At 51.4% G+C, this 26,389-nt stretch carries 18 protein-coding genes; 1 reads left to right on the top strand and 17 read right to left on the bottom strand.

Annotated features, from left to right (window positions below):
- Positions 1-71: 71 nt before the first annotated feature.
- The 12 genes from NST08_RS14100 to NST08_RS14045 form a co-directional block, all read right to left on the bottom strand.
- A complete protein-coding gene (locus tag NST08_RS14100) occupies positions 72-1,694 on the bottom strand; it encodes a response regulator (protein ID WP_007130185.1) in 1,623 nt (540 codons plus the stop codon).
- Positions 1,687-3,438: a sensor histidine kinase gene (locus NST08_RS14095; RefSeq protein WP_210095194.1), complete on the bottom strand. Its 1,752-nt coding sequence runs from the start codon at positions 3,436-3,438 to the stop codon at positions 1,687-1,689. The genes NST08_RS14100 and NST08_RS14095 overlap by 8 nt, the downstream gene beginning before the upstream one ends.
- A gap of 85 nt (positions 3,439-3,523) precedes the next feature.
- Positions 3,524-5,209, bottom strand: a complete 1,686-nt coding sequence (locus tag NST08_RS14090; RefSeq protein WP_007130187.1) for an extracellular solute-binding protein — start codon at positions 5,207-5,209, stop codon at positions 3,524-3,526.
- Positions 5,210-5,373: 164 nt separating this feature from the next.
- Positions 5,374-6,318, bottom strand: a complete 945-nt coding sequence (locus tag NST08_RS14085; protein WP_210095195.1) for a carbohydrate ABC transporter permease — start codon at positions 6,316-6,318, stop codon at positions 5,374-5,376.
- Between the two features lie 15 nt (positions 6,319-6,333).
- Positions 6,334-7,251, bottom strand: coding sequence for a carbohydrate ABC transporter permease (locus NST08_RS14080; RefSeq protein WP_007130189.1), 918 nt, complete (start codon positions 7,249-7,251; stop codon positions 6,334-6,336).
- Positions 7,248-9,806 carry a DUF5696 domain-containing protein gene (locus NST08_RS14075; protein WP_341341873.1) on the bottom strand — a complete coding sequence of 853 codons (2,559 nt, stop codon included), beginning with the start codon at positions 9,804-9,806 and terminating at the stop codon, positions 7,248-7,250. Before NST08_RS14075 ends, NST08_RS14080 begins: the two co-directional genes overlap by 4 nt.
- A 12-nt stretch (positions 9,807-9,818) precedes the next feature.
- Positions 9,819-10,445: a Yip1 family protein gene (locus NST08_RS14070; RefSeq protein ID WP_007130191.1), complete on the bottom strand. Its 627-nt coding sequence runs from the start codon at positions 10,443-10,445 to the stop codon at positions 9,819-9,821.
- Positions 10,442-11,902, bottom strand: coding sequence for a hypothetical protein (locus NST08_RS14065; RefSeq protein ID WP_445669836.1), 1,461 nt, complete (start codon positions 11,900-11,902; stop codon positions 10,442-10,444). Before NST08_RS14065 ends, NST08_RS14070 begins: the two co-directional genes overlap by 4 nt.
- Before the next feature lie 17 nt (positions 11,903-11,919).
- Entirely contained in the window at positions 11,920-12,783 is an 864-nt protein-coding gene (locus NST08_RS14060; RefSeq protein WP_181469880.1) for a carbohydrate ABC transporter permease, read from the bottom strand.
- 14 nt (positions 12,784-12,797) lie between these two features.
- Entirely contained in the window at positions 12,798-13,757 is a 960-nt protein-coding gene (locus tag NST08_RS14055; protein WP_007130194.1) for a carbohydrate ABC transporter permease, read from the bottom strand.
- A gap of 20 nt (positions 13,758-13,777) precedes the next feature.
- Positions 13,778-16,669 carry an extracellular solute-binding protein gene (locus tag NST08_RS14050; protein WP_007130195.1) on the bottom strand — a complete coding sequence of 964 codons (2,892 nt, stop codon included), beginning with the start codon at positions 16,667-16,669 and terminating at the stop codon, positions 13,778-13,780.
- 97 nt (positions 16,670-16,766) lie between these two features.
- Positions 16,767-18,164, bottom strand: coding sequence for an extracellular solute-binding protein (locus NST08_RS14045; protein ID WP_341341872.1), 1,398 nt, complete (start codon positions 18,162-18,164; stop codon positions 16,767-16,769).
- 295 nt (positions 18,165-18,459) lie between these two features.
- Here NST08_RS14045 and NST08_RS14040 point away from each other — a divergent pair, with 295 nt between their 5' ends.
- Entirely contained in the window at positions 18,460-19,155 is a 696-nt protein-coding gene (locus tag NST08_RS14040) for a response regulator transcription factor (protein WP_007130197.1), read from the top strand.
- A gap of 74 nt (positions 19,156-19,229) precedes the next feature.
- Here the strand turns inward: NST08_RS14040 and NST08_RS14035 are convergent, their stop codons facing one another.
- The 5 genes from NST08_RS14035 to NST08_RS14015 form a co-directional block, all read right to left on the bottom strand.
- Entirely contained in the window at positions 19,230-20,873 is a 1,644-nt protein-coding gene (locus NST08_RS14035) for a response regulator transcription factor (protein WP_244152710.1), read from the bottom strand.
- 1 nt (position 20,874) lies between these two features.
- Entirely contained in the window at positions 20,875-22,626 is a 1,752-nt protein-coding gene (locus NST08_RS14030; RefSeq protein WP_007130199.1) for a sensor histidine kinase, read from the bottom strand.
- A gap of 104 nt (positions 22,627-22,730) precedes the next feature.
- Positions 22,731-23,651: a carbohydrate ABC transporter permease gene (locus NST08_RS14025; protein WP_007130200.1), complete on the bottom strand. Its 921-nt coding sequence runs from the start codon at positions 23,649-23,651 to the stop codon at positions 22,731-22,733.
- A 12-nt stretch (positions 23,652-23,663) separates the two neighbouring features.
- On the bottom strand, positions 23,664-24,563 hold the full coding sequence (locus NST08_RS14020; RefSeq protein ID WP_007130201.1) for an ABC transporter permease: 900 nt from the start codon (positions 24,561-24,563) through the stop codon (positions 23,664-23,666).
- A 69-nt stretch (positions 24,564-24,632) separates the two neighbouring features.
- Positions 24,633-26,342 (bottom strand): extracellular solute-binding protein, encoded by a 1,710-nt coding sequence (locus NST08_RS14015; RefSeq protein ID WP_341341871.1) that lies wholly within the window; start codon positions 26,340-26,342, stop codon positions 24,633-24,635.
- Positions 26,343-26,389 lie beyond the last annotated feature (47 nt).

Below are 26,389 nucleotides of genomic sequence, written 5' to 3'. Positions count from 1 at the left end.
TACCTTTGGGTAAGCAAGACAACAACCGGACATTCCATCTGAAAACACCGGGCAAATGATAGGTCGCCTGCTTATTTTACAAGATGGTCCCTGTACTCCTGCGGCGTTAAACCCGTCGCCTTTTTGAAGAAGCGGGTGAAGGAATGGGCGGCATCGTATCCGACTAGAGGCGCCACGTCCCTTACCTTCAAATCCCCTTCCTTAAGCAGCTCCTTTGCTCTCCGTATTCGGCACTTTTCGATATATTCCGAGAGATTGATTCCCCGTTCCTGCTTGAACAAACGCGAGAGATAGGAGGGATTAAAAAAATAGCGTTCGGCTAGATGCACAAGGGTGATGTCCTTATCCAGATGCTCCTCGATATACTGGCATACCCGATCAATGACATGCGCCGTTTTGCCTCGTTCATCCATGCGCTTGAAATCGAATATATCTTCGGCCGTTCGCCTCAAATAACGAAAAGCTTCCTTCATGGAATCATGACCTTCCAAGTCCAGCAGCTTCCCCCGTTCACCGGTGGGGTCTTGAAGCCCAAGCCGGGTCAGCTTCGCATACAGCACGAGAGCGATAGAATAATAGGCTTGTGCAGCATGCTGATGATGATCGTCTCCGTTCAGCACGAATTCCGACAATTGCTCCAATTCACTCATGAATTCGCTCTCCCTTCCGGCCTCCAAATGGGCTTCCAAGACGCCTGCCTTATGGCTCGTCTCCACTCCTTCCTTGCAGTGAGACGCCTGGGAAGAGTCGACTTGATCCTTCAGGATCATCGGAATGCCATCGCCCATCTTTAACTGCTGGAGTCTCCGCAGCCTTTCATATTGAGGGGTTACATCCTCCCACCGGCAGGGGAAGCCGCTTATGGTGAACGATACGGCAAGTCCCAGAGAATCCAGGCAGGCTTCCTGGATCAGTTCAAGCGTCCCTTCCAAATAAAGAACAAGACGATCACCGGATGGATTCTCGGACCGCGGCTGAAGCATCCATAATAAATCCCCATGTTTGTCCAGGACTCCGATGCTTCGGACATGCTCATCCATAAAAGAATTCCAAATCAGCCTTACCGAGCGATGGCTGTTTTTCTTTTCTGCATACGCTTTGCCTGCTGAATATGCTACGCGGCCAAGAGCCAGCAGCACAGGGAGTTTCGGATCCAATCCGATGTTCAAGGTCCGGAAATCGCTCAGCATGGCTTCCTTGTCCTGTCCAAGCAGGCTGCTGTCCGCGACGAATTGCCGGAAGTATTCTCCCTGCTCCATCCATTCCAGCGCTTCGATCTGCACGCGGGACTGCATGAGCCATTCATTCATGCGATTGCCGCTCTCGATTTCATGAATGACTTCCTTCACGACCTCCATGACCTTATCGAAGCCTTCCGTCTTCAACAAATAGCGGACATTGGGCATCTGAATCGCTTGATAGGCGTAATCGAAATCGCTGTAACCGGTCAGAAAGATAATTCTGCACCTTGGCCAGAGAGCCCGGATGCTCTCCGTCAATTCCAATCCGCTCATGCCCGGCATGCGTATGTCCGTCAGGACGATGTCGATTCTTGTTCGCGACATCCAATTCAGTGCTTCCTTGCCGGAGTATGCCCGGCAAACGTCAAGCTTCTCGGGCATCCACTGATGAAATACTTCGTACAAACTGTTCGTAATAATCTCTTCATCGTCGACGACCAGCAGTCTATACATGTTCATTCCCCTCCGTCAGCCTGATTCGAATTTGGACCCGCAGTCCATTCAATGGACTCCTTGAAAGGACCAATCCGCTGCTTTCCCCGTACGTCAGGGCAATTCGCCGATGGATGTTGATAAGCCCCGTCACTTCAGGGGATTCGGCGGATTCGGCTGTGCGTTCAAGCCGCTTATTTAGCATTTCAATATCGTTATCCGTCAGCCCGTTCCCGTTCTCTTCAATCACGATGGAAGCTTCTTGGTCATCCAGATGAAACGACACACGCAGCAAGCCCTCATCCTGCATCTTTTCGAGGCTGTGCTCATAGGCATTTTCGATAATGGGCTGAATGATCAATCGCGGCACCTTGATGGCCTCCATTTCCTTCGGCAGCTCGCCGAATTCTACGCGAATGCGCCTTGAAAATCTGAGCTTTTGAATCTCGGTATAAATGCGGGAATGCCTCGTTTCTTCCAGCAATGGAACGTTGTCCGCATCATTGCGGGTAATGAATCGAAAGTATTCTCCCAGCATGTTCGTGAACAACTCGATTTGCGTGACATCCCCCGTTTTGGCCAGGGAGCTCAGGATGAAGAAGCTATTATATAAAAAGTGGGGATTGATCTGGGATTGGAGCTGTTTCAGCTCTGCCCTTTGCATCATGAGCTTGTGCCTGAAATCCTGGTCAATCAGATGCTGCAGCTTGATGAGCATCTGATTAAATCGATCGTACAAATAGCCGAACTCGTCCCTTTGTCCGTGCTTGATCCGGATATTAAACATGCCATCCTCCATTTTTCTGAAGCTCTGGACAAGCAGAAGCAGCGGTTTATGAACCAATTTGTACGTCGAAACTGCGTAGATGGCAATCGCCAAGAGGGTCGTGCCTGCAAACAGCCATGCCCAGACATAAAATTTACTTAACGGCCGTTTCACCGCCTCAGTGGGCAAGTACGTGAACACGGATAGGTCCAGCTTGTCGGAATACGCCTTGTCGATCAAATACCTGCCTGTGCCGATGTTCAGAATTTGACGATTCGCATGTTGGATGGCCTGCACGGCCTCTTTCATGAATCGATCCGCCTCCTCATGGCTGGCCAGGGCAAAGCCGGACGGCTCGGAGACGATAAAAGCCCCGCTTTCCGGATATACGCTGATTTGCATCAGGGATTCCCTGAGTTTGCTCGCATCCAGTTCGATCTGAACGATCAGAAGCGGCTCTTCCCCTTTTCGAGCTCCGTATTTGGCCGCCACAAGATGGAAAGTATCGTCGATCTGCAAGAGTCTTTGATTGCCGTTCGCCTCTCCTGCAAACACATGGTTATACCGTCTCGAGTCGAATGCATTCATCGCGGTCATGGCCGAAATCGTTTTATCGATGCTGCGGATATGAATGAATACGTCTTTTATGTAGACACTGCTGTTTTTGATGGAGACCAGCCGCGGCAGCAAATAATGCAGGCTTGCTTTTCTTTCGACCGTGCTCATCATATCCCATGTCAGCACCATTTTGTTCAGTTCCTCATCCTGCAAAATATCGTATTGCTGGATTTCCAGCCATTCGATTTCCCGGTTCAACCCGTCCAGGTAAGCCGAAAGCTGCGCCTGCGAATTTTTGGATACTTCCTGGCTAGCGTATTGGTAACTCCAGTTATACAGATAAACACCGAGAATGATAAGCGGAAGAATGACGAAGAGATAGGTAGCGACCAGTCGAATAAAAATGGTATTACGAATGGAATTCACGGGTAACTTAAGCAATTAAACTCCTCCGATGTGTGTGAAAATGCGTGTAAATCGGCCGCCTGCCGGCCTTTAAAGCCAACCGTGCGGGTGCGGCACATTTTTATGGACGGCTTTTTTTGTCCTCATGCCACTGATTCACTTCAGCCGTAATGTCAGCACCGCCAAGCCGATACCATTCCTCCACGAACCGGTCGAATTGTTCTATGGATTCGCCGAGTATGATGTTGGCAAAATAATCATGCTGAAGATTGTCCAGAATCGTTTGTTTTTCAATCATCGTTTCAGTCGGCGCGCCGGCAAAAGCATCGAACAACAACTGATGGTTATCCTCGTATTGGTCGAGAATACTCATCGCACCGGAAGGCCCGTAGATCTTCTCCCAACCCCAGCCGGATTCGCCGTCTTCTTTCTTATCCAAATATCGATCGATTCGCCCTTGTATGAATCCGGGCTCGCCCTGTAACTGAGACGTCGTGCCCTGACGACGCGCTTCGGTGATTTGCCGGTACGCCTTGAGGTTTTTATCCGCCGGGAAAGGAGTCACGGGAGACAGTCCCCACACGGGCATGACATTGTTGTAGTAAGTCTCGTACTCTGCCGTTTTGCCCCAGTTTTTTTCAAGATGCAGATTGAACATTTTGAGAATCGCTTCCGGGTAAGCAAAATCCTTTCTTACGGCGTAAAAAGAACTTGTGGTAAATTTAAGCGGAACCTTTGGCGCTATGCCCGAGTCAGTAACAATGGGAAAAGCTTGCCACTCAGCATCCGGATCGCCGCCTCGGCTGGACTGAAGCAAGAATGCTCCCCATTGCTCGCCATAGACCATGCCGATCTTCCCATCGGCAACAAGCTGTTTGGCTTTGCTTCCGTTTTTAAAAATGAATTCACTGTCGATTTCATGATGGCGATACATATCCTGAAGCACCTTGAGCGCCTGTTTCACTTCAGGCTGAATGCCTCCATATACGAGCTTGCCGCTCTCATCTTCAAGCCATATGTTCGGGTAAGCTCCATAACCGGCCATGAATCCGGTTAAGCCCATGACGGGGTCCCACAAATATTGGGTAGCCGCTATTCCATAGGTGTCTTGTAGGCCATTTCCGTCGGGGTCCCCTTCTGTAAACGCTTTCGAAATTGCCAGGACGTCATCCATCGTTTTCGGTGGCAACAGCTCCAATCGGTCCAGCCAATCCGTTCGAATCCACAGAAACATCGCCTTTTCAATGGAGGAATCGGTCTCCGGGATGCCCATCAGCTTGCCGTCGATCATGCCGGATTCCAAGGTACCGCTCCCTTCTTGGCGGTGAACTTGCTGTGTCAACGGTGAAGCATATTCCTTGTAAACCTGCGTCAGATCCTGAATCAGTCCGGCGTGGCTCAGCTGCCTGAGCTGCTGGGCATTGACCTTGACGATATCCGGAATGTCCCCTGAAGCCAGCATAATATCCAGCTTTTTGTGGTATTGTTCGCTTCTCACAGCCCATTTGTATTTGATTTGAATGCCCAGAACTTGTTCGTACAACTGACTCCAGCGATTGTCCTCCAGCGTTTCATCAGGCAATGCCTTCAGAATATCTTCCAAGCCGTCGCCGATTTCTCTCACAAAAGTGACTTCGATCGGCGGATGATAAGCGCGTAATGACTTATCGCTGTATACGCCCTCCCCGCGTGTTTCCGGCCCTCGATTGTGGTCGATACCGCTGCTTTGGTGACATGACGCCAGTGTTGAACCAAACAGTAAAGCGCTTAGCATGACTTTGGAGAAGTTCTTTACGATGATCAGCAACAGAAAACACCCTTTCCTATCGATTAATTGTATTATTATACTTTAAAGGCCCCGGCCCACAATAAACATTTTTTTACTTCCTATCCCGTTATTTACGTGTTGCTCGTATGCAAACAAAAACCGCCAACCCCTAGATTCGGGGTGGCGGTCTTCAACTTGAAATGTTAACCTACGATACCCGTACGCTCGATACTTTCCACGAAATATCGCTGAACGAACAAATAGATGACGATCAAGGGAAGGATCGCCAGCAAAATGCCGGTATCCTGCACCATGCTCAAATAAAATGGGTCCGCCTTCGACGGATCGCTGCCCAGCATAATGGACAGGTTGTACGGCAGCGATGACAGCTGGGTGGACATGACTTTGCTTGAAGTCAGATACGTCGTCGTGTAGAAGCTGTCGTTCCACTGCCAGACGAAGGAGAACAACGTCGTGGTAATGATGGCAGGAATCGCGTTCGGCATCATGATGCGGGTAAAGGTGGTTCCGACGCCCGCGCCGTCAATATAAGCCGCCTCCTCCACTTCCTTCGGAATGCCGCGGAAGAATTGCCGGAAAATAAAAATGTACAAACCGGCTTTAAGCGAATTGGCGGTCAGCGAAGTCAAAATGAACGGCCAATAACTGTTCAACAGATTGACGGACTTGCCGGTGAGGAGCGGAATCAGGCCCATCAGCGTAAAATCCTTCAGATTCAAATAAATCGGGATGAGAATCGTGGTAGGAGGCACGAGAATCGTCAGGACGACACAGGCGAACAAAAGCTGGCTGCCTTTGAACTTCAAACGGGCAAAGCCGTAACCCGCCAGCGCGCAAGAAGCGGCCGTCAAGACCGTCGTCGTCGCCGACAGCGCAAACGTGTTGAACAGCGTTTCCCAGTAATCCATGATGCGGATCGCATCAAGGAAATTGCTCATTGTGAAATTTTCCGGAATCCATACGACGACCGGTGAATAAAGATCGGCCTTGTCTTTGATGGCCGTCGAGATTTTTTGCAGAATCGGATACAGAATGACAAAGGACAGGCCAGCGATCAATGTTAAACGTATGAAAGACCAGAGCCATCGTTTCCAGCTTTCGAGCGATAGCCACCGAGAAACCGACATTGCATTCACCTTCTTCTATTCATGGTAAAAGACCTTCCTGGATACAAAGTACGTGCTGATCAACAGGATGATGGAGATAGCCAGGAAGTAAATCCAGGCCATTGCTGAGCTAAGGCCGAAATCGAATTGGACGAAGCCCGTGGTCTTGATTAAGTCTGTCAGCTCATTTCGGGAGAACGAGTCGATAATCGTATATATCATGTTGACCAGAATCAGCGGGCTGACCATCGGAAACGTGATTTTCCAGAAGGCTTCATAACCCGTAGCTCCTTCCATCTTGGACGCTTCGTACAGCTGGGGGGATATCGTCTGTATGCCTGCCAGGAAAATAAGGATCTGTACGCCGGATTGGCTTACGATCTCATAAATACGATCCACGGCTCCCGTTAAATAGTTTACGATCGTCTCGCTTACGCCGGCCTGAAGCATTAATCGCTCGAGTTCAAAACTTCCCAATGCGTTAATCAGCCCCCCGGAACCGGCATTCTGATCATTGATCGCCTGAACGAGACTGCTGCTTTCCAGGGTCAGAATGACCCCGGAAGCAAGAATGACGGGCAGGAAGAATATCGATCGGGCAAAGGAACGGCCAAGGAACTTCTGATTCAGGACGACGGCCAGAAACAGACTGAAGATAACGATCAGGGGCACGTTCACCGCCATGTTCACGATCGCCTCGGTCAGCATTCGGTTAAAGCTGGTGTTGACCGTAAAGGCAGTCACGTAATTTTTCATCCCCATAAACGTTATGCCGATTCCTTCGGAATTTGCCGTTACGGTGCTAAAACTGTAAATCAGGGAAGTCAGCAAAGGGATCAGGAAGAAAAAGATAAAACCGAGCAGCCAAGGCATCACATAAGCAATGCCCCATAATGCCTTCTGTTTCCCATAGCTTCGCTGCTTTCGCCCAAATCGCTGGGTTATGGATTTCATGGCGCTTCACCACCCGTCACATAGCTTTCGGCTTCAATGGTTACGCCGTCTATCGTCACCGGTGCACGATTGTAATTCACGATGACGTAAACGCCGCTCTCGTATGTCGTCTTGAACACGCCGTCAGCCAATTCGTCATGCCCGACGATCCGCTCATGGCGAACCTTTTTCAGAAATGCATTGACTTCCTCATAGATGCGGGCGGCCTCGTCGATCCATAACGCGTAATTGGCGGAGAACAGTTCGTTATGCTCTGTGTCCTTTATTTTGTGATTAGGTTCATAGAACCATTGAAAATACACGCCAGCACCGTACTCCAAACACTTCAAAATATAAGGTTTGGCGTCGGTATACGCGGACAGGTTGTAAGGCGCGCCCGTGTAATCGATATGCCCGCGGATAACCATTTGATAGAACGGAATTTCCGCGTCTTCGATTTTAAAGCTGCTGCTAGACATGGGCGCATGGGTGATATCGGTCAAGAAAGGCAGAGCATAAGCGTTTCCTCCGTCAGCCATGACCTGAAGATTGGCATCTGAAACCTTGTTCAGCGCATCCAGAGACAACTGCTCGGACTCCGTACGGTCAATTTGACGATGCTTGCGAAAATCGCTGTCCAGCTCGGCGGCAAGATCACTCAGCGAAACGCCAATTGCGCCGTATTTTCCATAATCCTTTAAGAAAGCTTCCGTGTAGCTACCTATCAACCGCGGCGATATGACATAGGCAGGCGAACCGGTCCGATCCCGCCGGTTCAGCGCCGGATTGAAGGAATAGATCTCTGCGGGGATGCCTCGCAGCGTTCTGGACGCCTCCTTCGCCTCGTTGAACCCGGAACCGGACAACGCGGTAAGGATAGCGACATCCGGATACAGCTTTACCCCATTCTCGTTCGCATAGGAGAGCAGACGCCGAAGTCCCTTCTCTCCCCCTACCTGTTGATCAACGGAGACGCTGCCTGGAACCTCATGATCCAGCCCTTTGTTGAACCAGCCGCTATATTTCAATTTGATGTCATGGATGCCTCGCTTGCCCATCTCTGTCAGAATACTTTGCGCTTGTTCGAACGTTGTGAGCGGCACCAGCGCCCGATACGGAATTCCTGCAAAATGCTTTTTCTTATAAATGCTTCCTACGAGCTGAAGGTAGAACGGCATATTCTCCTCATTCCTCTCGGCAATTGCCGGGAGGCCTCCCTGTTGCTCCAAGTAATTCCTGTAATAGGCGGCGAGTCCCGGATAGGAAGCCGACTGCTTGCCCACGAACGCATACCGGACCGAAAAATCGCTTCGCATCGGATTCTCCTGGAACTTCGGGAGCGAGCGCTGCTGGCCGTTCGCATCCAGGCTTAAGTCGCCTTTGTTGATTACCGTGAACGTCGGGTAGACGTAATTATAGCTGTTAAGCCTGCCGCTGACGTCGGCATTGATCGTCGCGGCCGGAGCCCCTTCCTCGATGATGCCGATAAATGCCCCGCCTTCACGGATGATGCCGAACACCGGCAGCCTGACGTCCTGGCTGCTGTCCGCCGTTTCGATTCCGCTCATCGTTCGGTCCATTCCGTACACGCTCTGCTGGTAGGAAGGGTACCGCGTCTTGCCGTTATTAAAATGAATCAGCGCTCCAGATCCGTCCGGAACGAGGATTGAGCCTTTATCCTCCGCCCCCCCTGCACCGAAGAAGCTCAGGAACGAGATCGTGTTCACCGGATATTCAGCGGGGAAATCGATGCTGGAAACCGGAAGCTTGGCGATCAGACTGTCGCCGTCCAGCGTATATTCGATCGAGGCGTGAAATACCCGCGGTTCAGGCTTGGTCTGATCCAAATGGTTCTCCTCGATGTCCACCAGCAAATCGTCCTCGGTATATCCGGCATCCTCAAAGGCTTTAAGCGCACGCTCCAGCTGCAGACCTTTGAGAGCGCCGTCGGACCGGACATACACCCCTTGCTCGGCATCTTCCGTGTACGCGATTTTCAGCGTTCGCTGGCCGGCGCTGTCCAGCTTGCTTAACAGGTTCTGTTCAAAGCGGGACTTGCTGATCTTTTTGGGCATGTCGTCAATCGTTTTTTTGTCCGTGCCGAACCGGTAGTTAACGCGAACGCCGTTTGGGATTTCCTCCATGCCGATTTGCTTGTAAGCCGCGCTGTCGGCGTGCGAATTGACCGAATTTATCTGTCCGAAGCTGTTATAAAAGTCAAGCTTCAACTGAGAGGACAACAAGCTTTTGTTCACGCCCGCGGCCAGCGGATCCGACTGATGGCCGGGGGGATTGCTGTGCCAAATTTCGCCGCTTGCCTTATGCACGACGGCGATCGCCCCCGTCTGATCGTCCGCTAGCAGCTGGAGCTGATCGTTCTCGGCAATGCCTTTCATGCCTTTGACGCTCGGATTGACGAACGATGACTTAAGGGCTGCTCCCGGCGTGAAGCTGTTGGCGGGCCCGTTGCCTTCATCGCCAGCTGCCTTTTCCGGTCCTTTATCCGTACAACCGGCCATAATCAGAGCTGTCAGCACACTGGCAGCAAGCAGCATGTATTTAGCGAAATTGCCCATCCTTCCTCCTCCTTAAGTTCTCATGACCAATTCTTGATAGATGACGGAAATAAAGGCCACGATCTGTTGGACCAAGCTGAAAAACAGCAAACTGATAAAAGCCATAAACCCCATGGCGACCAGGGTGAGCATCATAATTCCGATTGTTTTGGACGGGGAAAACTGATGCACCGTCATATTGCCGACAAACAGCAGATAAACGAACCAGAGAACCGCAACGGAGTTGGAAAAATAATAGAAGGCGGTCTCTTGCAGCGACACGAGATTGCTGAGCCAGATCCATGGAAACTGTATGATCACGAGCGGCAGGAGCGCGAAGCAGGTCGACGTAAAAATTTCGACGAATTTGCCCTCGCCGTCCATCAAGGTCGTAAGCGACCAGTTAGCCACGCACCAGAACAAGATCGGCACGATCACATATACGATTTCCATGACGCTGTTCATGCTCTCGGGATTGTACACATGGACTAGAAAACCGCTGTACTGGCTCCCCAAAATGTTCGTAACGGCAACCAGAAACAATACGCAAAACGAGATGATCAACGTGAATTTTCGATTGCGATCGTATTTCAGGTCCCAATAGCCCTCAAAGGGATGAACCATGAGATTTAGGGGAAACCGAATCCATTCCCTGCTCATGCGGAAGCCCCCTTTCTTCGTTCCTTCACTTTCCGAAGCCTGGATGCGGCAAATATCCCGATTCCGGCCAAGAACAGCATGGTCATGATCAACGGAAAATGTTCCCTCATGACCGCTTTGCGGTATAGCAGGAATGCTTTCGAATAGTTTTTCTGATCCAAGCTGCGTTTGAAATGCATCATGGCACCCTTATAATCGCCTTGACGAAGCAAGGCTTTGCCGATCCCCGCATAGGCGAATTCCAGATTGGCATTCATGGCGATCGTTCGATTAAACAACGCAAAAGCGGTCTCTTCCTCGCCACGATAGTAGCTTTTGACGGCTTCATTCAGCGTTCGACCGTATTCGGTCGTTCGGAAGACGGTAATTTCGCCAAGCGCTTTATCCAATACAAGAAAATCCTCGCCGATTCGGTCGATGGCGGCCGGCGTATGAAATTGGCCCATTTGGTTCCCCAGCCCGCCGAATACGTACATCAGATGTCCGTCCCCGTTGTAAGTGAACACCCGTCCCCGCTTGCCATCGAGAATGGAGTATATCTCGCTGTCGGTAACATCGATGTCGATCAGCTTAGAAGGACCTTCGCTGCTGAGGTAAAGAATGTCGCCCTGCGGGTCGGAATACCCCGTTCTTCTTAAAATATCGCTGCCTTGCGCATTAAGCTTCTTAATGTTATTTCCCCACTGGTCCCCGTTCGTGGCATAGATGAACCCTTCCGAGTCAATATCCAGATTCGTAAACTCCGTAGGCGTAAACATGACCATCTGACTGCGCTGCGCCTTGGTCGAGATTTGCTTCCAGAAATATTCGATCGGATCGATATAAACGCGATTCGCGCCGATGAAGGTAGTAAACGCCCCTTCGGCATCGAATTCCATGAAACCGTCAAACACGCCGGCAGCCATGATGTAAGTTCGCTGCGCATGGTCCATGACGACCCGGACGGGTTCGAATTTAAACGAATCCTGCAGTAGCTCCGACTCCGGCGAATCGATGATCTTGATCAGTTGAAAATCCGAATCCAAGTGAACCACCCGTTTGTTTCCAGTGTCCGCTACGAGCACCTCGCCGTCATCAGTCACGAAGATTCCTTGCGGTTGTAGAAATGTATCCGGCTCGCCCTCTCTTGTGAAGGAATCCACGGTGGTTACCAGCTTTAGATCATGGTCCAGCACAACGATCCGATTGTTGCCGGAATCCAGCACGTATACGCGATTGTCGGCGGTGACGTGAAGATCGCTCGGCTCTTGGAAAGCACCCGTCCCCAGATCCGAGCCGCTTATCAATTCAGCCGCCACATAAGCGGCCGGCGCTGCTGCAGCATCGCCCCAATAAGAATAAATATAGGAGTCCGAGGCGCTCTCGGCGCTTACGTTCCCCGCTCCTGCCCCAACCCCCAATAAGCAGCAGATCATGATGAGGAGAGGCGTTTTCAGTTTGCGCAAGCTGTTCATCAATCTGACATGCCTCCTTTCTAGTCCTTCATCCCTGAAGTGGCCATCGTCTGCATGACACTGCTCTGGGAGATGATAAAGAGCGTAATGGGAACGATCATCAGGAGCAGTGCAACAGCCGCGCCGACGCCGGCTCTTGCGATTCCGCCTTCCGTGATCTGTCCGAGCGCGAAATGTAACGTCTTCAGATGCTCGCTGTAAATGAAGCTGCCCCCATCGCTGCCCCAAAGTGCCGGAAATTGTAAAATCATTAGCGTCAGCCAGGCAGGCTTCACGTTCGGCATCACAATGGACCAGTAAATCCGATATTCGCTGGCCCCGTCGATTTTGGCTGCCTCAAGCAGGGCATCGGGAATCTGCTCCATGAATTGCTTCATCAGAAACAGCCCAAGCGGAAATGCCAAGGAAGGCACGATGATGGAGGCATGCGTATTGATCCAACCCAGCCAAGACATGACCATATAGTTGGGGATCGCCGTAACATGGGGCGAAAACATCAAGGCGAGCACCACAATCGAAAACAGCGCCCTTGAGCCGGGAAACCGGTATTTGGCCAGCGGATAGGCTGCTGCAGACGCCAGCAGGATATGTCCAGCCGTGCCAATGATGGTGATCAACAGCGTGTTTGCGAAATAACGCGATAAGGGTACCCACGAATTCCCCATTAACACCATCAAATCCAGGAAATTATCCATCGTCGGATTGTTCACGAAGAACCGCGGAGGGAATATGAACAATTCGTCCAGCGGTTTGAATGCGTTGTTCACCGCGTAAATCAAGGGCAATGCCATGAAGGCTCCGAACAAGGCGAGCAGCGCAAACAGCAAAATGCTAACGGGCAAAGAACGGTTCAGCGTTCTCGGCAGCCGGAAATATCGAATCATTTTCGCAGCCAACGTTACTCACCTATCCTTCTCAACATTTTTTGCGTTAATTTGTTGGTTCCGACCATCAGCAAGAACAGGAACGTCGCAATGGCCGATGCGTAGCCGAGTTCGAAGCGGATCGTGCCGAAGTCCATCAGATGGGTGACAATGGTGTGCGCCGCATAGTTAACGCTCGGAAACCCGGCGAGCGCGATGGAGATATCCGCGACCGCGAATGCGGTTGTGATCTGCATCACGGCCCCGAACATCAGCTGCGGCCTCATGGACGGCAGCGTAATATACCAGAGCTCCTGCCAGCGATTCTTGATGCCGTCCATCGCCCCCGCTTCGATCAGCGACTTGTCGATCGTTTGCAGGCCGGCGATAAACGCCAAAAAGCTGGTGCCCAGGCTCAGCCAAAGCTGTACGATAATCACGATCCATAGAATATAGTTTTCATTCAGGAGCCATTGAATCGGTTCCAGGATAAAGCCGGCCTTCATCAGAAACCCGTTTAAATACCCATAGCTGTCACCTGAGAAGATGATGAGCCAAATGAAGTAAACGTTGCCCGATATCGATGGCGCATAAAAGACCAACGTCATGAACGCCCGCACTTTGGGCGACAATTCATTAATGATCCATGCGAATACAAAACAGGCGATATAACTGACGGGACCGGTAATGACGGCGAACATCAGCGTATTCTTCAAGGCGATCATAAAGATATCATCATTCAGAAACAGCCTCGAATAATTTTGCCAACCGACGAATCTCGGAAATTCCAGCATGTTGAAATAGAAGAAACTTAGGGCAAAGGAAAAGACCACCGGAATGACCGTAAACAGAAAGAAAATAATCATATACGGACTCATCAGCAAATAATAGTGCTTGCTTCGCTTCAACTCTTTTATGAAAGAGACCCAACGGCTGTTCTTCTGCACATTCGCTTTGGGGCTCTTTACGGTTTGAATTACTGGTTCTCCTTGCATTGACTACCGCACCTCCCCTGTTAATATGGCAAATTGAACTCCTTCCGCTTGATCTCGATTTCATCGTTAATGTACAAAATATAATCGGATAAGGCTTCGCGCGGATTTTCGCTGGCATTTACCACTTTCCTGAAAGCATTGTCCAAATGCCGGCCTGTGAAATATCCTCCGGGCACCTGCGGAATGCCTCGTACCCACCGCCATTGGTTATCCAAATTCCGATAATCCTTCACCGGCCATGGCAGCTCCTCCAGCGCTTCGATGTTGGCCGTCGGATAGCGGGCAGCCTCTCCCATCAAGCCTTCCATCTCTCGACCATACGCAATTTGCGTCTCCTTGTCGGTCCACCACTTCAGAAATTCCCAAGCGGCCGCTTTGCTCTTCGAATTTTGAAGCAGCATGACGGCTGTCGTATGGCTGGCAACCTCGTGGTTCACGGTACCGTCCTCGCGTTCAGTCCCCGGCACAATCGTGAAATCCCACAGCCCCTTAATCTCGGGGGCCATGACCGTCAGCATGTTGTACGTCGTGTAATCCGCAATCCCGATCGGCATTTCCCCGGTCCGGAAACGGTTCGGGAAATCCGCTTGCAGCGGGAACTTGTAGCTGGTATAGAACTGCGTCCACTTCTTGAATGCCTCCATGGAGATATCCGAGTCGAGTGCACTCTTCGTATCGTTATCGCGGTAAAACTGCCCGCCGTTCTGGTACAGCAGCATCGCGAACGTCGCATTCGGGACCAGGCTTGCGTTGGTGGCTTCCAGCGGCAAATAAAATTGCATGTTGTGCTTCTGAAGCACGGAAATCAAGTCATAGATTTCTTGCCAGGTCGCGGGCGGCTTCAAGCCAAGTTCCTCCAAAATATCCTTGCGATAAAACAACATCGGGAAGGTCTGCTGCTCAGGCAAGGCGTAAACCCCGCCGTTATATTTGTACGGCTCCAGCCCGCTGTCGCGGAATCGGGTGACCACCTCTTCGAAATCATCGAATTTCGTTAAATCGGCTGCAGCGCCCCTCATCGCGTAGTTGACCGGCACGTCCTCGCCGATTTGCATGGCGACATCCGGACCTTCACCGGCAAGCGTGGCTGGCAGAAGGATATTTCCCGGAACAAGCCGGAGATGCACCGGAATACCCGACTCAGGCGTAAACGTGTCGTCGATCAATGCTTTCAGTACTTGCGCCTGATCGCGTCCGGTCGTTATCCACACGGTAATGGCATCTTCTTCATCGCCGGCGTTCCCGATGGTGTCATAATCTTCCGTATACGAAGCTGCGTAAGCGCCTAACTCATGGCCCGCGACCTCGAAAAACGACGCGTCCGGTTTGGGCAGCTTGCGATCCGGCGAATGAACGATTAGATAATCAAGCGAGATAGGCTGCTCTTTAATCTGCAGCATCCAGGTTCCGAGACCGCCCACGTTCACCTTATACGTGTCCAAGCGCTTGGCGACGGTTTCGGGATTTTCGGCGAGCTCGTTCAGCTGGTGCACCATTGAGTGCAGAACGGCCACCTTGTCGCTTCGCTCGCCTGTCGCTTCTTCCAGGTAATCGGCCACGCTTTGAATGATTTCGGCCTGCTCGGTGAACACCTCCACCATATCCGGAATCCGCTTCTCCAATTGATAATCCCGGAACGGATCCGGCGTATTGGAGGTGATCATTAGTATTTTGCGGTACATTTCGTTCAGTTCCAGCACGCTGGATTCTATCGTCTGCAAGAGCGGCGCGATCTCGCCAAGAGACACCATCATTCGGATCTGATGCGTCCCTTTGGTGAAATGGAATAAATAAGGTTCTTCCTCGCCCAGCACGTTCATTTGCCAATCGCGGTCATAATGAAAGCGGATTCGTTTCATTTCCTCAAAGGGAAACTCCCCGTCGATCATAAGGCTTCGTGTGGCAAATACGCCCCGGAGCTGGTCCTGCTTTTGCTTCAAGGCGATTTGGTACAAACCGTCTTCTTCCACCTCGAACTCCCATTCGATCCATTGCCCCGGCAGCTTCCAGTTAACGCCTCCGATGGTGTTGATTCTGATTTTGGAAACGTCGTACGGCTCAACGGTCGGGCTGGATCTGTCGGATGTAGGATACAAGGTCGGCGACGATTTCCGCTTGGCATCCTCCGCCTGGATCAGAATGTACTGATCCCGGGTCGGCTCCAAGCCCTCGGACTCATATTCATTCGCCAGCTCCTCGTATGTTCTCAAGGCATGATCCTGGTACAGCTCGATATAATCAATGGCCATCGGCTCCCGCAAGGACGTTAGCGTAAGCTTCTGCTTGCCCTTGTCAAAATAAAAGGAATACGGCTCATCATAGTAGCCGTACCGATCGGAGAGCGGCGCAAGCTGCCAGGAAGGCTGCTCGATCTGCCTTGGCCGCAGATCGTTTCCGCGGTTATCCTGCCTGATTTCCTCGTCCCGGTTTCCCCATACTCTGTCGAATAGCACGATATCCGCTCCCTTGAAAGGCACCTTGTCATTGATAGAGAATTGCCTTTCGATCGCCGAGCTCTTCCCTTCAATCGGATAATATCGGATCCGGACATGGTATAAGCCCGGTTCTTCCACGTTCAAGTCCCATGAGATAGAGCCTGCCTCTGGCGTGATCACGGATTTCCCTTCGGAGCCGTGTAATTTCTCCGCGATCTCGAATCCCTCCCCGGAGGTTGATACAAAGGACTCGCCTTCGATGCGGACGATGCGGTCCGGGCGGCTCGCCGATGCATGGGCGTCTAAATACTGGCTGTACCCGTCCTGCCCTTCCGTTTCTATGACCGCTTCAAAGTCGGAGATCGCTTGAACGAAGCCTTGGTTTGTCGATTTCGAAGGGTAGAAGGCCCATAGAGACAAAAAAAATAGGACGATGACAAGTATGGCGCTACCGAAACGCTTCTTCCTGGTGTTCAATTTCTCTCCCTCCCATACGGTTAATCCATCCAATGACAGTCCCTGCCGCAGCAATGCGCTGCGCAGGGACGATCGGTTCTTCGGCTAATGTTCAAGGTTACTTGCCATATACTTCGTCAATAGCCGCTTGGAACGTTGACTTGTATTTCTCAACAACGGTGGAAACGGATATTCCTTCATTCAGCTCGCCGACGAATTCCCAATATGGAAGTTTCGGAAAGGAGCCATGTTCCAGCACGATCAGGTTAGGCGCAGCCAGTCGCGCGTTGTTAAGGTCGTCCTCTGTCGAAAACACGGTCTCATAATCGGCTTGGTCCGGATACTCATATATGGAATCGATGTCATTGATCTTCTCCCAAATATATAAGAGCTGCTCCGGATTCTCGACTGATTTCGGAATCGCCAACGCCTGATATGCACCTTCCAAGGTATGGTAGGTTGTCGCGTTCGGTCCTTTCGGGAACGGTACGAAGCCGATATCGAAATCCGGCATATCCGTCTTGATTCCGCCAAGCTCATATAGTGCCCCTGCATACATTAACGTGTTGCCTTGGCGGAAAAACTGGCTCGGCTCCCTCCAATCGCCGCCTTCCGTCGGTCTGGCGATCTTCTCCGTAGCCAACCGGGAAACAAAGTTCAGGGCTTCCAATGTCGCGGGATCTTCAAGTGTCTGTTTGTTCTCTTTTGTAAGCCCGGTGTTGTTGGAATAAAGTGCATGCTCGATCAGGGATGAATTCGCGAGGCCCCAGGTATCTAACTTTCCGTCATTGTTTGTATCCTTATTCGAATCCTTGGCCACTTGAATAAACGTGTCCCAGTTCCATTGATCCTCATTCACATAATCCTGAAGCGGCTTTAAGCCCAGTTGATTCATAAGCGTACGGTTATAGAAAATGCCTTGGACAGTGTTTCCACGGGTCTCGCTAAACCCATAGCCTCTGCCTTCGTAAGTGAAGATTTGATTCGATGCCAATTGATCGAAAGCCCGAACGTTTTTCGTATACTCATCGATCGGCCAAAGTAAGTCCTGTTTGACAAGCGCCGGAATCGTATAGTTTTTGCCCAATCGTACGATATCGCCGATCGGCTCGCCGGCTAACAGGGAAGCCGTAACTTTCTCTTGGTATTCGCCGAAGTCGATGGCGATATATTCGATTTTGAAATTATGCTTCTCCATGAGCGCATCCAAATTCTTCTTTTTTGCAATCTCGTCCGGATTCCTTTCCTGATTCGTCATATCCCACCAAGAGACGACTTTAATCGTCTTACCGCCTAAATCGAAATCCATATCCGGCGTTCTGTAAACTTCCTCCTCCTCCCCTCCGCTGTTTTCCGTCTCGCCAGGTTCCTTCGACGTCTCGTTTTCAGTGCCGCTATTCGTCTCCGATTCCACGGTTTCTTGGGTGCCGCTGCTTGGGTTACCCGAGCCTCCGCTGCAGGCTGCAAGCAGCAGAACCAATCCTAATAACAGAACCAATAATTTGCGAACACGCATCTTTAATCCCCCTCAACGTTTGATGTTTGGTCCAGATTCATCCAAAGTTTAGCGCTTACATTTCCATGCAACAACCTGGGGAAATCGAGATATTCTACCCCTGAAACGCTAGAAGGCCGTCTCCTGCAACGGCTTGTCCGCCGAGCTTTTTCAACCCAAGCTTTGCAAGAAGTAAAGAACGGTTAGCAATGCAAAGAAAAGCACATTGTGGAAATGGGGCGCCGGACAACATAATGTAAGCGTAACCAATTTAATGGATATTCCGCTTATCGCAATATATGGGGAGGGAGTCATCATGTCTAAGTTACTGTATATCAATCTGGGCTGCTGCTCCGATGATGCGCTTCGCCTGCAGGATTGGGGCAAATGCGGGATGAACATGGAAATTTGCGATGATGATTCTGAGTCATCGCTGCATCGGATTGAGGAGAACGGCTATTCACTGGCGGTTATCAACATGAACGGCAGCCCCAAGAAAGGGCTGGAGCTGTGCGGCCGGATCCGGAGGGTAAGCCGTTTGCCCATCATTGTTGTCGAGGATACCATGGAATTTGCCTTCATCCGCAAAGCGCTGCAGCTGCAGGTAAGCGATTACGTACCCAGCACGTTGCCGGCTGAAGAACTGGTGAAAAGCGTAGCTGCTGTTAACGCGAACCAACGCCGCACTGAGGATGACGTCATTCACAGGGTCAAGGAATATGTGGGGAAAAAGCTGCACGAAAATATTACGCTCAAAGACATTTCAAGCAAATTCCATTTCAACCGCTCCTATCTTGGCCAAAAGTTCAAAAACCATGAAAATATGAGCTTTAACGAATATTTGTTCATTCAGCGCATGGAAAGAGCGAAAATGCTGCTGGAGCAAACGGATCTGAAGATTTACGAAATTGCGAATGAGGTGGGCTATACCGAAATCGACTGGTTTTATAAGCGATTTAAATCCTATACCGGCGTAAGCGCGAACGAATATCGGAAGATGGTCGCCTCCTAATCTGCCAGCCCAATGCAAATAAGTCCTTGGGTTATCCAAGGACTGCTGCCTGGCCATACGCCTGGTCGCTGCACTTATTGCGCTCCATCGCGGCTTAGCCTGACGGTTCGGTATTCCTGCGGCGTCAGGCCGGTCCATTTTTTAAAAAAACGGGTAAACGATTGCGGCATTTCGTATCCGATCAAACCACCGACCTCGGCTATCTTCAGTTCTTCCCTCTTCAGAAGCTCCTTCGCTTTGCGAATCCTGAGTTCGTCCATATAATCCGATAAATTGACGCCCCTTTCCTGCTTAAACAGCCTTGATAAGTAAGATGGATTGAAATGAAATTCATCCGCCAGCCTGACAAGGGACAGATCCTCGCTGAGGTTTTGTTCAATGAATGAACAAATTTTTTCAATGACGCCGGCAGCCCTCTTCTGTTCTCCGCTTTTCCGGAGTGAAAACAAAACGTCAGCAACGCCTTTCAAATAACCGAAGGCTTCCCTCCACGAACGATAGTCTTCCAGCTTCATCAGGCCGAACGAACCGATCTCACGGATTTCCCACCGATTGATGTAAGACAGAAGCACAAGCGCAACCGTATAGCAAAGCTCCGTCATATTGGGATCCCCCCGCTCGAGTTCGTAAGCTGCCGGTTCGGTCAAGTCATCGAACAGCCCCATGAACTCCTCTCTTCTGCCGGCTTCCAAATGGACGGCCAGCGTCTCGAACTTATCGCGCAAGGATCTGTTAAGAATCGTAGCGGACGGCGCGGCTTCCTCGCTCGGAAACACCTTCTGGACCATCCGCGTTCCGTCACCGGTCCGATCATGCTGGTACCGTCTCATTTTATCGTATATGGCAGGCAGTCCTTCCCAGGCGAATGCCTCACCGCATAGTGTCACGGCTACCGACGCCTCAAGCGATTCCAGGCAGGATTGCTGAATCAGCTCAAACGTTCCCTCCAGAAACATGACCGTCTGTGCGAAAGCGTCCGTCCATTCCGATCCGCTCCACCGCTTGGGCTGGATGAGCCAGATCAGATCCCCGTATCGATCGATGAAACCGATGCTGCTCGTCCGCTCTGCCAGGAAAGCCTCTGCCAGAAACTTAACCGCAAGCGCCGTCTCCCGACGGTCGACATACGTGGGGGATCTTCCCGCGGACCCGCCAGACGTTACGCTGCCCAGCCCGATCAGAATCGGCATGGACGCATCCAGCGGAATTTGCAGGCGCCTGAAGTCTTCCTCCAATTCCCGTTCGAAGAGCACGTCGTGGAATAACAAATTTCGAAAATAGTCCCCGTGGGCAAGCGTCTCCAGCGTATCCAGCTGCTCTTTCGACCGCCGGATCAGATCATTCGCCCGCAGCGTCTCTTCCAGTTCCTTGAGCGCTCGCTCGACGGCCGCGATCAATTTCGGGTAGCCTTCGTTTTTGAGCACGTATTGCACGTCCGGCGCTTGAATCGCTTGATAGACATAATTGAAGTCGTTATGCCCTGTCAGGAACACGATTTTGCACTGCGGCCAATTGAGACGTATCGTTTCCATCAGCTCCAGGCCGTCCATGCCTGGCATGCAGATATCGGATAGTACGACATCGACCCGCGTCCGGTTCAACAGTTCCAGCGCCTCTTGCCCCGAATAGGCTTTGTAGATGTCCAGGTCAAGGTTCAATTTTCCGAAAATATCCGCCAGCCCATCGGTGATAATTTCTTCGTCGTCAACGATCAACATTCTATACACTTGACGGTTCACCTCCATCGCCAAGAAGTATTGTTACGGCAAGCCCCCCAAGCTCGCTACGTTCTGTCCGTAATCCGGCATCCTCCCCGAATGTGATGCGGATCCGGCGATGAATGTTCACCATCCCTGTCGTTTCGGCCTGGTCCTGTTCCTCATACAAGGACTTCCGGATCTGCTCCAGCGCCTCGTCCGTCAACCGGTCTCCGTTATCCTCCACGATGACGCGAGCCTGGCCGTCCGCCCCTTCGAATCGCACCACAATCAAACCATTCTTCGTCTTTTTTTCTAGGCTGTGCTTGAATGCGTTTTCAATGATCGGTTGAACGATCAACCGCGGCACGGGAAGCGGCCGCAGCTCATCCGGCAGCGGATCAAAGCGTACCTGAATCCTTCTCGAAAACCGTAGCTCCTGAATTTCTGCATACATTCTCGCATGATGAACTTCCTGCTCCAATGCAACCAAATCCGATGCATTCCTCGTCACGAATTCGAAATACTCCCCGAGCAGCGTCGTAAATTGTTCGATCCGTTCCGTATCTCCCGTCTTGGCCATCGTATTCAGGATAAAAAAGCTGTTATATAAAAAGTGCGGGTTGATTTGCGATTGCAGCTGCTTCAGCTCCGCCCGCTGCGTCATGATTTTCTGCTTGTAGACTTGATCGATCAAAGAGCGCAAATTGTCCACCATCTGGTTAAACCTGCCGTATAAGTACCTGAACTCGTCCTTGGATTCATGGGCGATATGGATGCTCAGATCCCCGTGCTCGATCCTTCTGAAGCCTTTAACTAAAGCCAGCATAGGTTTGTGGATGAACTTATAGGTAGACAGCGCAAAAACGCCAAATATCCCCAGCGCCGCTGCGGCAAATCCCCATGCCCATTTGTAGAACTTGCTCAGCGGCTTCTGTACGACCTTCTCGGGAATGAAACGATAGATCGACAGCGCTAGCTCCGGCGAGTGGGCCTGCACGGCATAGTATCGGTTCCCGTTTACGGTCAGCCGCGAAGGAGTGTCCTCCAGGAGCGCCGGGATTTCCCGCAGGAAAAGGGGGAGGCTAACGTTAGCCAGCTCCCCTGTCCCGTTCGCGACGGCAACCTTGGCGCTGTCCGACAGGAGCAGCGTTCCGCTGCCGGGGTACGTATTGAATTGGGCGAGCGCTTCCTGCAGCCGCTGCTCGTCCAGCTCGATCTCGACCGTGAACAGCGGCTCTGCCCTTTTGATACCCCGCTGTTTCATGGCGCCAAGGAACAAGCCTCCGTTCCATTCAATGAGCTGAGAGCCGCTGCCAAAGACGGAACGGATTTCCCGGAAGCGTTCGGGCCTAAATTCACGCACCCCATCTCCGGCTGAAATCGTGCGGCCGATAGCCGCGATATGAACACTGACATCCTTGATATACATGCTGCTGTTCTGAACAGTATACAGCCGCTTGATCAACGAATTCATGTTCTCGGTACGGGCGATCGTCGCCATCGTCTCCCAGGTCAGGACCAGTTCATTCAGGTTTTCATCCTCCAGCAGGCTGTACTGCAGCATTTTCATGCGTTCGATTTCGTTTTCCAGATCGGTCAGGTAGAATTCGGATTGCGCCGCTGCCGTCTTGGTAATGTCGGAGCTGGCCGTTTGCACGTTCCAATGGTAAAGATACACGGCAAATAACAGAATCGGCACCATAATGAGCAGAAACGTCACGATCAACCGGAGAAATATCGTATTGCGCAGTGAAAAGTCCCGTCGGAACATCAATGGCATTGCCCCCAGCATTTTTTATTCGATTATAGCCTACATCTCGTCAGGGCAGCCAGACTTATGGCGGGCAACATCGACTTGCGCTGTGTCCTTAGCCCTTAGCCCTTCACGCTTCCGAGAACGATGCCCTTTACGAAATATTTCTGCAAGAACGGGTATGCCAAAATAATCGGAAGCGAGCCGAGAAAGATCTGCGACGATTTCAGCGTCCGATCGGAGATCAGCGCCAGGTTCAGCATATCGTCCCTCGACATATTCGACAGGTTTTGCTGGATTACGATCGTTTGAATATAGCTTTGCAGCGGATAATTGGACGGGTCTCCCATCAGCAGCAGTCCGTCGAACCAGCTGTTCCAGTGCTCAACCATGGAAAACAAAGCAAGCGTGGCAAGCGCAGGCTTGGATATCGGGACAAAAATCGACCACATGGTCCGCCAGTGGCTCGCTCCGTCGATGAGCGCCGCCTCTTCAAGCTCCTTCGGAATTTCCCTGAAAAAATTAAGCAGCAGAACGACGCTGAACACGGGAACCGCGCTCGGCAAAATCAATGCCCATATCGTATCCAGCATGCCGTATTCTTTTATCGTTGAATACCAAGGAATCAGGCCGCCATTAAACAGCATCGTGATGAAAAAGATCCAAGCGTACGCGCTCCGAAGCCGAAAAGAACGTGTCTCTTTCGATAACGGGTAGGCAATCAACACGGTCAGCAGCAAATTAAGCGGAGTGCCCAAGCCGATCCTCGTGAGCGACACCAGCATCGAATCCCAAAACTCGTGGCGGCTTGCCGTATACATGTAGGAAGCCAGCGTCACGTCGACAGGCCACAGCTTCACATATCCCGCCGAAGCCGCCGCGCTGGAACTAAAGGAAACCGCAATGATGTGAATCAAAGGAAGAACGCAAATCAGCGAGATCAAAATCAAGAAAATGGCATTGATCAGGGAAAACCATTCAAACCGCCTTTTTTGCCGGATACGGCCCCCTTCAGCCGAAGATGGCACCAATCGTTGCTGCATCGTTTCCCCCCCTTAAAATATCCGGTATTTCGCAAACCGATAAGCCAAAAAGTAGGAGCCCGATATCAGCGTGAGCGATATGACCGATTTAAAAAATCCGACCGCCGTCGCCACCCCGTACTGGGCATCAAGCAAACCGATCCGATAAACGAACGTATCCAGAATGTCCCCGCTTTCGTACACTTGCGGGCTGTATAAATTAAACACCTGATCGAAGCCGGCATTCAGCAGCTGTCCCAGGCTTAACACCGACAACAGGACGATTACCATGCGCATGCCCGGAATCGTGATATGCCATATTTTCCGCCAGCGGTTCGCCCCGTCGATCGTTGCCGCTTCGTATAACCCCGGATCAATTCCGGTAATCGCAGCCAAGTACACGATCGTGCCGTACCCGAAGTTTTTCCACACGTCGGAAGCAATGAGCGTGAACGGAAACCATTCGTTATCGCCCAGGAAAAAGATCTTGGGGATGCCCAGCAGGCCGAGAAATCCGTTGACGATGCCTCCCGACGGGGAGAGGATATCGATCAGGATACCGCCAAGCACGACCCAGGACAGGAAATAAGGCAAGTAAATGGCCGTTTGGACCGATCGCTTGATCACATTGTTTTTGAGTTCGTTCAACAGGACGGCGAACACGATTGGAACAATGAGCCCCAAAATGAGCTTGAAGCTCGAAATAAACAGCGTATTCCACAAAACCTGCGTAAAATTCGGCAGGCTCATCACATACTCGAAATTGTTCCATCCGACCCATTGCTGATCGCCGAAGAGGCCTTTGGCAGGGATAAACCTCTGAAACGCGATCGTGATGCCGGCCATCGGAATGTACGAAAATAAAACGATTAGAATCAATCCCGGCAATATCATCACATGGAGCGGCAGCTCTCTTCGCCATTTCGCTTTCATTCGTGAACCTCCAATTCGTAGGTAACAGGTTCGGAGGGAGTAACGACAAGGTTCTCCCTCCGGCCCGGATTATCGCTTCGCCTGTTCGTACCACTCGTTGACTTCTTGCGTGATTTGATCCCCGCCGAGCTTTTTCCAATCCTCTACGAACTGGTCGAAGGTGTCGATGGATTCGCCTAAAATAATCTTGACGAAAACCTCGTTTTGCATTTTTTCGAGCGTCGTCTTGCGCTCGACCATCGTCGGCGTCGGAGCGCCGACGAATTTTTCCTGCAGGAATTGGTCGTTTTTATCGTATTGGTCGGCGATTCCCATGGAGCCCTGTTCCCCGTATATCCGTTCCCAGCCCCATAGCGCAAAGCCGTCGGATGAGCCCGATTCATAAGCTTCCAGTTTTTCCTGGATCGTCTTGGCCTCTCCGGTTAACTTCGAGAAATCGCCGGCCTTGCGCGCAGCATCGATTTCCCGGAATGCATCCACGTTCTTCATGACCGGATACGGCGTGACCGGAGACAGCTGCCACACGCTTTCGGCTTCCGGCGGCGCAAAGTATTTATCGAATTCGGCGGTTTTCCCCCAGTTTTTCTCGAGATGCAGATTGAACATTTTGATGACGGCTTCCGGATGGGCCGCATCCTTCTTGACGGCGAAGAATCGGGTGGTGCTGAATTTGAGCGGCACCTTCGGTGCTTCCCCCGATTCGGATACGATCGGGAACGCTTGCCACTGCGCATTCGGATCGTTATCGCGATTCAGCTGAAGCGGCCAGATGGAATTCCACTGCTCGCCGTACTCCATACCGATCTTGCCGGCCGAGATTTGCTCCGAAACCTTGCCTCCGTCTTTGATACCGAACTCTTGGTCGATCTGTCCGTTTTTGGACATCTCTTGCAAAACCTGAAGCGCCTTTTTCACTTCCGGCTGGATGCTCCCAAAGACGAGCTTGCCGGAGTCATCCTCGATCCAAATGTTAGGGTAGGCATTATATCCGGCCATAAATCCCTCAAGCCCCATCGCGCCCCCCCATAAATCCTTGGTAACGCCAAGTCCGTACGTATCCTGCACACCATTCCCGTCCGGATCGTTCTCCGTAAACGCTTTCGATATGGCCAGTACGTCAGCCATCGTTTTCGGCGGCGCAAGTCCCAGCTTCTCCAGCCAGTCCGTCCGGATCCAGATGTACATGGAACGCTCGATCGAGGATTCCAGTTGAGGAATTGCCATCAGCTTTCCGTCGAACGTAGCGGCGTCAAAAGCACTCGTCCCTTCTTGAAGCAGCACTTCCTTCGTCATTGGGGAAGCGTACGTTTCGTAAAGTTCCGTCATATCCATGATTTGGTCCGAATCCGCCAATTGCTTGAGCTGGGTGGCGTTGACCGGAATCACGTCCGGAAGGTCGCCCGAAGCCAGCGTCACGTTAATTTTCTGCAGGTATTGGTCGGAGGTTGGACTGCCTTTGACCACCCATTTGTACTTGACTTTGATGCCAAGCTCCTGCTCATACAATTGCGTCCATCGATTGTTGTCGATCGTTTCGTCTTTAAGCACGCCCAGCACGTTATTTTCCACGACGTCGCTAAGATCCCTTACGAACGATACCTCGACTGGCGGATCATATTTGCCGAAAGGGCCGTCATTCGCTACGGTGCTTGGATCGGTCTTGGCATTTTCGTTTGAACTGCCGCTGCCGGACCCGCTGCCTCCGCAGGCCGAGAGCAGGAGTGACGCCATGAATAATACGGATATCGCTCTCCGCCATACTGAATTCCTTTTTTGCATTTGCATCCCCCGTTCCAATGGATTCAAGATCTGTACTTGGTTACGCT

The organism is Paenibacillus sp. FSL K6-1566 (genome assembly GCF_038050475.1).
GTDB classification, from domain to species: Bacteria; Bacillota; Bacilli; order Paenibacillales; family Paenibacillaceae; genus Paenibacillus_AQ; species Paenibacillus_AQ lactis.
This window is presented reverse-complemented; position numbering and strand designations above follow the sequence as displayed.